Origin of the sequence: Streptomyces glaucus, assembly GCF_039533365.1 — a bacterium.
Taxonomy (GTDB): domain Bacteria; phylum Actinomycetota; class Actinomycetes; order Streptomycetales; family Streptomycetaceae; genus Streptomyces; species Streptomyces glaucus.
In genome coordinates this window covers 140,490-149,155 of record NZ_BAAATK010000014.1, presented here as the reverse complement: position 1 = coordinate 149,155, position 8,666 = coordinate 140,490, and the positions used below count along the sequence as shown (strand labels likewise).

At 75.9% G+C, this 8,666-nt stretch carries 8 protein-coding genes; 4 read left to right on the top strand and 4 right to left on the bottom strand.

What is annotated here, in order from left to right; genetic code table 11:
* Window positions 1-1,781, top strand: a 1,781-nt coding sequence (locus ABD363_RS13580; RefSeq protein WP_344602999.1) for a peptidoglycan binding domain-containing protein, incomplete at its 5' end; no start/stop codon positions are given.
* Between the two features lie 67 nt (window positions 1,782-1,848).
* Here the strand turns inward: ABD363_RS13580 and ABD363_RS13575 are convergent.
* Both ABD363_RS13575 and ABD363_RS13570 read right to left on the bottom strand, forming a co-directional pair.
* Entirely contained in the window at window positions 1,849-2,721 is an 873-nt protein-coding gene (locus tag ABD363_RS13575; RefSeq protein WP_344602997.1) for a transglutaminase family protein, read from the bottom strand.
* Entirely contained in the window at window positions 2,718-3,770 is a 1,053-nt protein-coding gene (locus ABD363_RS13570) for a GNAT family N-acetyltransferase (RefSeq protein ID WP_344602995.1), read from the bottom strand. Before ABD363_RS13570 ends, ABD363_RS13575 begins: the two co-directional genes overlap by 4 nt.
* A gap of 141 nt (window positions 3,771-3,911) precedes the next feature.
* Between ABD363_RS13570 and fdxA the strand changes: the two genes are divergently transcribed.
* Window positions 3,912-4,232 carry a ferredoxin gene (gene fdxA / locus ABD363_RS13565; protein ID WP_014674796.1) on the top strand — a complete coding sequence of 107 codons (321 nt, stop codon included), beginning with the start codon at window positions 3,912-3,914 and terminating at the stop codon, window positions 4,230-4,232.
* Between the two features lie 148 nt (window positions 4,233-4,380).
* Window positions 4,381-5,475: a bifunctional succinyldiaminopimelate transaminase/glutamate-prephenate aminotransferase gene (locus tag ABD363_RS13560; RefSeq protein ID WP_344602991.1), complete on the top strand. Its 1,095-nt coding sequence runs from the start codon at window positions 4,381-4,383 to the stop codon at window positions 5,473-5,475.
* A gap of 256 nt (window positions 5,476-5,731) precedes the next feature.
* On the opposite strand, the gene ABD363_RS13555 is transcribed toward ABD363_RS13560, so the two are convergent.
* Both ABD363_RS13555 and ABD363_RS13550 read right to left on the bottom strand, forming a co-directional pair.
* The gene (locus ABD363_RS13555; RefSeq protein WP_344602989.1) at window positions 5,732-6,136 is read right to left on the bottom strand and encodes an ATP-binding protein; all 405 of its coding nucleotides are present in this window, start codon (window positions 6,134-6,136) and stop codon (window positions 5,732-5,734) included.
* Window positions 6,137-6,445: 309 nt separating this feature from the next.
* Entirely contained in the window at window positions 6,446-7,423 is a 978-nt protein-coding gene (locus tag ABD363_RS13550; RefSeq protein ID WP_344602987.1) for a VldE C-terminal domain-containing protein, read from the bottom strand.
* Window positions 7,424-7,507: 84 nt separating this feature from the next.
* On the opposite strand from ABD363_RS13550, the gene dapE reads away from it, so the two are divergent.
* Window positions 7,508-8,587, top strand: a complete 1,080-nt coding sequence (dapE, locus tag ABD363_RS13545; RefSeq protein WP_344602985.1) for a succinyl-diaminopimelate desuccinylase — start codon at window positions 7,508-7,510, stop codon at window positions 8,585-8,587.
* Window positions 8,588-8,666: the final 79 nt, after the last annotated feature.

The window sequence follows — 8,666 nt, the reverse complement described above, 5'->3', positions numbered from 1 at the left end:
CCGCCGGTCGCGCCGGGCAGACCGGCGCCGTTGGTGGCACGGCCGGCGCCGGGAACGCGCCGGGCGGTGCCCGGCCCGGTGCCACCAACGGCGCCGGTCTGCCCGGCGCGACCGGCGGACCCGTGGCGCCCGGGCACGGCGGCGGCACCGGCTCCTTCGACGTGACCGAGGCCCTGGCGGCGGGCCCGCTGGGCAACGGCTCCCGCGCGGACTCCGGCGGCGGCACGGGACCGGGCCACGACGACCTGCCGTACTTCGCGGAGGGCGGCCGGAGCGGCCCGGGCGACCGCGACACGCGCAACGGCCAGGGCGGCCACGGCGGCCCGGGCGGCTTCGACGAGCCGGCCCGCCGGCCGGGACCGCAGGCCCCCGCGGGCCCGACCACCGGCCCGGTCACCGGCGACGGGCCGATGGTGCCGCCGATGGGCGGCGGTGCCGACGGCGCCGGCCGGCCCGGCGGCCGGAGCGCTCCCGGCGCCCCCTCCGCGATGCGCGCCCCCGGCCAGAGCGGCACGGTGCCCGGCGGCGTTCCCGGCCCCGGGGGCGCCCCCGGCGTCGGCGGCGCCCCCGGTGTCGGCCGCGTTCCCGGTGGCGGCCTGAGCGACGACACCGCGGTCCTCACCCCGCAGAAGCCGGCCCCCGAACCGGGCGCCCCCGGCTACGGCACCCCCGCGGACAGCGTCTCCGGGAACACCGTCACCAGCGGCGTCCCGGTCGTGCCGCCCGCCGCCCGCACCGCGCCGTTCGGGCCGGGCACGCCCGCCGGCGGGCCGCTGCAGCACACGCCCCCGAAACTTCCCCAGCCGTCCCCGGCGGGCTCCGCGAAGCCGAAGAAGAAGGGGCGCAGCAAGCTGGTGCTGCTCGGCGGCGGCGTGATCGTCCTCGCCGGTGTCGCCTACGGCGCCGGACTGCTGATGAACCACTCCGACGTGCCCAAGGGCACCACCGTGCTCGGCGTCGACATCGGCGGCGGCACCCGCGACGACGCCGTCAAGAAGCTCGACGACGCCTTCGACGACCGGATGGGCAAGCCGCTGAAGCTGACGGTCGGCGGCAACAGCGTCTCCCTCGAACCGGACCAGGCCGGGCTGCAGTTCGACACCGACGCCACGGTCGACGCCGCCGCGAAGAGCGACTACAACCCGGTCTCCGTGATCGGCTCCCTGTTCGGCAACCACCGCGTCGTCGACCCGGTCATGCCCGTCGACGAGGAGAAGCTGCAGGCCGCCCTGGCGAACGTGGCCGGCGGCTCCGGCTCGGTCACCGAGGGCACGATCCGGTTCGAGTCCGGCAAGGCCGTCGCCGTGTACGGCAAGGCGGGCAAGGGCGTCGACGCGGACAAGTCCGCCGACGCGGTCCGGGAGGCGTACCGCACCCAGGTGGAGACCGGCACGTCCTCCCCGGTCAGCATCCCGACGACCACCCGGCAGCCGACCGTCCCGGACGCCGAGGTCGACCGGATGATGAAGGAGTTCGCCGAGCCGGCGATGTCGGGCCTGGTCACCGTCAAGACGGCCGACGGCGCCCACACCGTGGCGTTCAGCCCCGAGAAGTCGCTGTGGAAGTTCCTCGGCGTCAAGGCCCAGAACGGCAAGCTGGTCGAGTACTACGACCAGACCGCGCTGAAGGAGCTCTACGGCGACACCTTCGACGGCGTGCTGATCACCCGCGGCACCGGCCAGAAGACCCCGGTGACGGTCCAGGACGTCATCAGCGCCCTGCGCCCGGCGCTGAAGAGCACGACCGACCGCGTCGGCGTCATCGAGACCGACCCCAGCTGACCCGCGGCCGCACCACGGGGCACCCGGCGACCACCGGGTGCCCCGTGCCGTGTGGGGCCGCCCGGCCTCAGTTCAGCAGGGCCCGGGCGGCCCGGGCCTGCTGCCGCACCCGCTCGGCCGCCGGCGGGTCCACCGCCGCCACCACCTCGGCGTACGCCTCCAGCTCCGCCGCGCCCGCCGTGAACTCGCCCCGCTGCACCAGCAGCTGCGCCCGCTCGTGACGCAGCCGCGCCGGATGCGACGGCAGCAGCAGCGACAGGTCCACCGCCCACAGGGACACGTCCGACCGTTCGGGCCGCGCGGCGGCCCACGCCCGGATGTTGTTCAGGATCCGCGCCACCACGTCCAGCGGATCGGCCGGCGTCAGCATCGACGGACTCAGCGGCGCCCCCGTCGCCCCGGCCACCAGCAGCTCCGCGTCGGTCCCGGTGAGCACCCGGCCCCCGTCGAACGGGTCGGCGAGCACCTGCTCCTCCGGCGGCCCGAACCCGACCACGAAGTGCCCCGGCAGCGCCACCCCGTACACCGGCGCCCCCGCCCTGCGGGCCACCTCCAGCCACACCACCGACAGCAGGATGGGCAGCCCGCGCCGCCGCACCAGCACGTGCTGCAGCAGCGACGACTCCAGGCGCCGGTAGTCCGCCGCGGTGCCGTGGAACCCGTACCGCTCGCCGAGCAGCTCCCGCAGCGCCCCGGCCCAGGCCCGCGGCCCGCCCGGCCGGTACGGCAGCCGCCCGGCGAGCCGGTCCAGCTCGACCTGGGCGGCGTCGATGCCCGCCTCGTCCAGCGTGCCGTCCGCCTGCGCGCCCAGCAGCAGGCACAGCGCCGCCAGGTCGGGCCGCTCGGACCGCGCCTCCTCGGCGAACCGCCGGCGCAGCTCGGCGGACCGTTCGCAGGGCGGGGGGAAGGGGGAAGACGTCACCGGCTCGTGCCCTCTCACACCGACGGGGACGACGGGCCGGACCCGGCGCCCTCCGGCTCGCGGTAGTGGTGGTACGCGTGGTGCGCGGCGAAGCCCATCCCGGCGTACAGCGCCCGCGCGGCCGCGTTGTCCGTCTCCACCTGCAGCCAGGCGGCCGAGGCGCCCTCGTCCAGCGCCCGCCGGGCCAGCGCGGCCAGCACGGCGCCGGCCAGCCCCCGTCGGCGCAGCGCGGGGTCCACCTCGACGGCGGCGAACCCGGCCCACCGCCCGTCCACGACACACCGCCCGATCGCGGCCGGCGCGTCCTGCCCGGGCACGGTCGCGAACCACACCGAGGGCCCGCTGCCCAGCACCTTCAGCGCCACCTCGCCCGCCCCCTCGCGCTGGTAGCGCGCGAGCCACGCCGCGTCCGCCGTCCGCGACAGCACGACCCCCGCCGGATCGGCCCGGTCGGCGACCGCGGCCAGCCCCCCGGTCCACAGCTCGGCGGTCACCTCCCGGACCCAGCCCCGCCGCTCCAGTTCCGCGCAGAGCACCTCCTGCGTGCCCTCGGCCCCGGTCGCGGCCTGGACGTACGCGGGCAGGCCGCGCTCGCCGTACCAGCGCCGCACGGCGGTGAGCGCCTCGTCGAGCGGCACGCCCGGGTCGCCGAGCGGCAGCACCGAGTTGGCCCGCCGGGTGAAGCCCGTCCGCCGCCCGCCGGGCGGCCCCGCCTCGACGGCCGCCCGCAGCTCCCACTCGCCCAGCCGCTCGCTCTCCACCGGCCGCCAGGCCCGCGCGGCGACGCGCGCCAGCTCCTCGTACGAGGCGGCGGGCCCGCGCCGACGCGCCGGTGCGAACGGGACGACCTTGCCCGCGACCAGGGAAGTTTCCGGAATCCGGACGGTCTCGCCGTCCTTGCGTGTGATCAGCAGCACACCGTTGTCCCATGATGTGAGAACGCCCACCGTGTCGGTGAACTTCTCCCGTTCGGCACCGGGTTCGCTCAAGCGTCGTACGGAGACTCGTTTGCCCACGTCAGCAGCGGTGACACGGACCTCGAGGCGCCCGGCGGCAGAGATTTCCACAGGTCGGTTCACCCCTCCTGTTCGGATCATGCCCAAGAACGGAGATACTAGGGGCGGGCATCGACGACGCCGCGCTCCCGCGCGCCAGGCGGCGGAGCCTGTGGGAGGCCCGCCAGCGCCCTATCGAGGAGGAACGACAGCGTGACCTACGTCATCGCGCAGCCTTGTGTCGACGTCAAGGACAAGGCGTGCATCGAGGAGTGCCCGGTCGACTGCATCTACGAGGGCCAGCGGTCCTTGTACATCCACCCGGACGAATGCGTCGACTGCGGGGCCTGCGAACCGGTCTGCCCGGTGGAGGCCATCTTCTACGAGGACGACGTGCCGGAGGAGTGGAAGGACTACTACAAGGCGAATGTCGAGTTCTTCGACGAGCTCGGCTCGCCCGGCGGCGCCAGCAAGCTGGGGCTGATCGAGCGCGACCACCCGTTCGTCGCAGCGCTGCCGCCGCAGGGCGAGTAAGCCCCGGGCGGCCCGCGAGCGGCCCGCACCGTGCCGCCTCGGTCCCGTACGGCCTGATCGCCCCGATCGCGCCGCACGGGACCGAGGCGTTTGCCGTACGAGCCGGCCCCCGGCGGCCCGTACGTACGAGAAAGTGAGCCAGAAAGCCGTGTCCGCAGTTTCCCACCGTCTCCCGACCTTCCCCTGGGACAAGCTGGCGCCCTACAAGGCGACGGCCGCCGCCCACCCCGACGGCATCGTGGACCTGTCCGTCGGCACCCCGGTCGACCCGGTGCCCGAGCCGGTCCAGAAGGCGCTGGCCGCCGCGGCCGACTCGCCGGGCTACCCGACCGTCTGGGGCACCCCCGAACTGCGCGACGCGATCACCGGCTGGGCCGAGCGCCGCCTCGGCGCCCGGGACGTCACCCACCGCCACGTCCTGCCGGTCGTCGGCTCCAAGGAACTGGTCGCCTGGCTCCCCACCCAGCTGGGCCTGGGCCCCGGCGACAAGGTGGCGTACCCGCGCCTGGCCTACCCCACCTACGAGGTCGGCGCGCGCCTGGCCCGCGCCGACCACGAGGCCTACGACGACCCGACCGAGCTGGACCCGGCGAACCTGAGACTGCTGTGGCTGAACTCCCCGTCCAACCCGACGGGCCGGGTCCTGTCCCGGCAGGAGCTCACCCGGATCGTCGCCTGGGCCCGCGAGCACGGCGTGCTGGTCGTCTCCGACGAGTGCTACCTCGAACTGGGCTGGGAGACCGACCCGGTCTCGGTCCTGCACCCGGACGTCAACGGCGGCTCCCACGAGGGCATCGTCGCGGTCCACTCCCTGTCCAAGCGCTCGAACCTCGCGGGCTACCGGGCCGCCTTCCTCGTCGGCGACCCGGCGGTCCTCGGCCCCCTGCTGGAGATCCGCAAGCACGGCGGCATGATGACGTCGGCGCCGACGCAGGCGGCGGTCGTGGCGGCGCTGGGCGACGACGAGCACGTCCGCGTCCAGCGCGAGCGCTACGCGGCCCGGCGCACGGCCCTGCGCGAGGCCCTGCTGGCCCACGGCTTCCGCATCGAGCACAGCGAGGCCGGCCTGTACCTGTGGGCCACCCGCGACGAGTCCTGCTGGGACACCGTGGCCCGCCTCGCGGAGCGCGGCATCCTGGTCGCGCCGGGCGACTTCTACGGCCCGGCGGGCGAGCGGTTCGTGCGGGTCGCCCTGACGGCGACGGACGAGCGGGTACGGGCGGCGGTGGCCCGGCTGGCGTGAGCGCGCCGCACCGCCGGGCGCACACGGCGCGAGGCGGGGCCCGGGAAGCCTCTCCCGGACCCCGCCTCGCGCCGTGCGCCCGTGGGGACCGTCCCGGCGCCACCGGGCCCGGCCCGCGCGTCCGCGGTGTCGTGGTCACGCGCCGGCGCCCCGCGCCGGCTCCCTCCTCCGCCCCGCGGCCGCGGGCACCGGACCAGACCCGGAACGGGCCGGCCGGCGCCGCACCTCCCGGCCGGCCCGGTCCGGGCGGCCGGTCCTAGCCGAGCGGCAGCCCGCCCTTGGCCAGCGAGTCCGTGGGCAGCCCGCTCGCGGTCGCCGACTTCGCGGTCTCGCCCAGGACGCCCCGGGCGGAGCCGGCCGCGTCCCCGGCGGCCCGCTGCACGGTCGGCACGGCCTTCTTGACGGCCTTGCCGCCGGTCTTGCCCGCGTTCTTGACGGCCTTGCCGCCGACGTCGCCCGCGGCCTTGGTGACGCCGCGCGCCGTGCCGTCGACGGTGTTGCCGACGTTCGCCCCGTCCAGGGCGGTCAGCCCGCCGAGGTTCGGGGCGGCGGGCAGCTCGGGGGCCGCGCTGGCGGAGCCGGCCGCACCGACCCCGGCGGCCGCTCCCGCAGCGACGAGCAGCGCGGCACGGGCGATCCGGCGGGTCAGGGGGAGGGACATGATGCTCCTTCGACGGGAGAGGACGATGAGGTGTCCGGCCGCGCCCGGCGGATGACCGGCCGGGCTCGGACGCAGTGACTACCGCTCGAAACCCACGAAGGTTGCGGCGCGTCAACGTAAAGAGTTGGCAATGCGCCGCATCGCCACCGGTGGATCAAAACGGGCGAAAAACGCCCGTCGGGAAAGGCCGCCGAGTCCTCGCGGCCCTTTGTTCCCAAGGATTCCCGCGTATGCGCGCAAGACGGCGCGGAAACCCGCGCGCCCGGGCCCGCGCCCCGCCCGGGTAATCCGCGCGGGTGAGGGGGCGTACTACTGCGCAGTGACGATCCGCACCGCTGCGGCGTCCCGCTCCGCGCCCTGGGCGCCGTCCGGGCCGAGCGGCCGCCACCGGCTGTCGGTGTGCCCGGCGGTCCACTCGCGGCCGGCGTACGTCACCCGCTGGATGTGCAGCTCGGAGGCGTTGGCCACCGCCCAGTGGGCCAGCTGCCAGCCCCGCTGCCGCGGGCTCTGCCCCGTGTCGCCGTCCGGGCCGGCGGTCACCGGCAGCGTCACGGTCCGCCCGTCGCCCGCACCGCTCGCGGACGGCGACGGCGAGGGCGCCGCGTCCCCGCCCACCTCCGCGCCGGCCGGCTCCAGCACATCGCGCCCGAAGTCCCGCACGAGCGCGGAGCGCACCGCCTCCGGGCCCGCCGCCCGGGTCGCCGCCGGGCGGCCCTCGCAGGTCAGCGTGGCCGCGGAGCGGCCGGTGAGGGCGGCGGCGAGCAGCGTGGCGTCCGGCTCGTGCTTGGCGTACGCCTGCGGGTAGCCGCTGCGCTGCACCCGCTGGGCGGCGACGGTCAGGGGCAGCCGCGTGTAGCCCGGCACCTCGACCAGGTGGTCGTAGAACATGCCCGCCGCGTACGTCGGGTCCATGATCTCCTCCGGGGTGCCCCAGCCCTGCGAGGGCCGCTGCTGGAACAGGCCCAGCGAGTCCCGGTCGCCGTGGTCGATGTTGCGCAGGGCCGACTCCTGCAGCGCGGTCGCCAGCGCTATCGTCACGGCCCGCTCGGGCAGTCCGCGCGCGGTGCCCACGGCGGTGATCGTCGCCGCGTTCACCGCCTGCTCGGGGGTGAACTCGTAGACGGCCCCGTCGTCGCCGGCCGAGACGACCTTGCAGCCCGGCGCGCCCGTGCCCCCGGTGACGTACTGCACCGCGAGGTATCCGGCGACCGACAGGAGGACCGTGAAGGCCGCCCCGGTGCGGTAGAGGCGGCCACGGCGTTTGCGAGGGGGGGACGGCTGTAGCACGCGTAACAAGGTACTGGAGGGCGCGGCGGCCGCCGTGCCGGGTGCGGGCCGTGCGCGCGGGCGCGGAGCGTTAGGGTCGGGGCCATGGCCGACACCCCGCTTGACCTCACCCTGGACGCCGCGCGGCTGACCGCGCAGCTCGTCGACATCCCCTCCGTCAGCGGCTCCGAGAAGCCCCTCGCGGACGCGATCGAGAACGCCCTGCGCGCCCTGCCGCACCTGACCGTCGACCGGTACGGCAACAACGTCGTGGCCCGCACCGACCTCGGGCGGGCGGAGCGGGTGATCCTCGCCGGGCACATCGACACGGTCCCGATCGCGGACAACCTCCCCTCGCGGCTGGACGGGGACGGGACGCTGTGGGGCTGCGGCACCTGCGACATGAAGGCCGGGGTGGCGGTCCAGCTGCGCATCGCGGCCACGGTCCCCGCCCCGAACCGCGACCTGACCTTCGTCTTCTACGACAACGAGGAGGTCGCCGCCGACCTCAACGGCCTGCGGCACGTGGCCGAGGCCCACCCGGAGTGGCTGCGGGGCGACTTCGCGGTGCTGCTGGAGCCGTCGGACGGCCAGGTGGAGGGCGGCTGCCAGGGCACGCTGCGGGTGAAGCTGCGCACCAGGGGCGAGCGGGCCCACTCCGCGCGCGGCTGGATGGGCTCCAACGCCGTCCACGCGGCGGCGCCGATCCTGGCCCGGCTGGCGGCGTACGAGCCGCGCCACCCGGTGATCGACGGCCTGGAGTACCGGGAGGGCCTGAACGCGGTGGGCATCTCGGGCGGGGTGGCCGGGAACGTCATCCCGGACGCGTGCGAAGTGACCGTCAACTTCCGGTACGCGCCGGACCGCACCGAGCAGGAGGCGGTCGACCACGTCCGCGAGGTGTTCGCCGACTGCGGGGTGGACGAGTTCGTGGTGGACGACCACAGCCCCGGGGCCCTGCCCGGGCTGTCCCACCCGGCCGCCGCGGCCTTCGTCGAGGCGGTCGGCGGCACCCCGCAGCCCAAGTACGGCTGGACGGACGTCGCGCGCTTCTCGTCGCTCGGCATCCCGGCCGTCAACTACGGCCCCGGCAACCCGCACCTGGCGCACCGGCGGGACGAGCGGGTGGAGACGGCGAAGATCCTGGCGGGGGAGGAGCGCCTGCGGACCTGGCTGACGGCGTGATCCCGTCCGTGTTTACCGCGCTCCACGGCGGACATGCTGAGGTCCCTCGGACGTAACCGGAGCCGATCTACGCTGGGGC

Coding starts and splice junctions, on each gene's coding strand:
- ABD363_RS13555 (WP_344602989.1), bottom strand. CDS start 6,136: ATGTCCCTCCCCCTGACCCGCCGGATCGCCCGTGCCGCGCTGCTCGTC.
- dapE (WP_344602985.1), top strand. CDS start 7,508: ATGGCCGACACCCCGCTTGACCTCACCCTGGACGCCGCGCGGCTGACC.